Source organism: Amycolatopsis sp. SID8362 (genome assembly GCF_010550475.1).
GTDB classification, from domain to species: domain Bacteria; phylum Actinomycetota; class Actinomycetes; order Mycobacteriales; family Pseudonocardiaceae; genus Amycolatopsis; species Amycolatopsis eburnea.
The window spans coordinates 1-834 of the sequence record NZ_JAAGNB010000947.1 but is presented as its reverse complement, the minus strand read 5'-3'; the positions used below and the strand labels follow the sequence as shown (position 1 = coordinate 834).

The 834-nt window shown below is 74.5% G+C and carries 1 protein-coding gene; it reads right to left on the bottom strand.

Features of this window, described 5'->3' with window-relative positions; all coding sequences use genetic code 11:
- Window positions 1–171: 171 nt before the first annotated feature.
- Window positions 172–834, bottom strand: a 663-nt coding sequence (locus tag G3I65_RS29380) for an MFS transporter (RefSeq protein WP_160698976.1), incomplete at its 5' end; no start/stop codon positions are given.

Below are 834 nucleotides of genomic sequence, written 5' to 3'. Positions count from 1 at the left end.
CGCAGGTGCTCGCGGAGCCGGTCCAGGCTGAGCCCGCGGGCGCGGATCGCCGCGCGCAGGGCGGCGTCGAACGGGCCCTCGCGCAGCAGCGCCCCGAGGTCGGGGGACGGCACGGCCACCGGACGATGGTAAGCCGCGCCGACCCCGGCGAAAGGTGTTAACAGTTAAGAATCAGACGAACCGGCGGCGCCCGGCGAGCGCGCCGAACACCACCTGCACGACGAGCAGGCCGAGCAGCATCGCCAGCGGCACGGTCCAGCCGCCCGCGAGGTCGTGCAGGAGGCCGAAGAGGAACGGCCCGAGCGCGGCGAACAGGTAGCCGAAGCCCTGCGCCATGCCGGACAGCCGGGCGGTGTCGGCGCCGGTCCGCGCCCGCAGCGCGATCACGGTCAGGGCCAGCGAGAACACGCTCATGCCGAGCCCGATCAGCAGGCTCCACAGCAGCGGCGACCACGCCGGGGCGAACATCAGCCCGGCGGTCCCGGTGAACCCGAACACGCCGAGCGCGGCGATCCACGGCCCCTGCCCGCGCTGCCGGGCGGCCATCGGCGCGACGAAGAGGCTGATCGGCACGGCGATCAGCGAGACCAGGCCGAACAGCAGCCCGGCGTCGTCGCGCGACACGCCCGCGTCCATCAGCACCTGCGGAAACCAGCCCATGGCCGCGTAGGCGTAGAAGGCCTGCAGGCCGAAGAAGACCGTGACGATCCAGGCGAGCCGGTTGCGCAGCAGCGACCGGCCGCCCGCGGCGGCGTCGGCGTGCCTCGGCGCCCGGCCGGTGCCGCGGGCTGCGAGAATCCACGCCAGCAGCGCGACGACGGCCACCACGGCCCA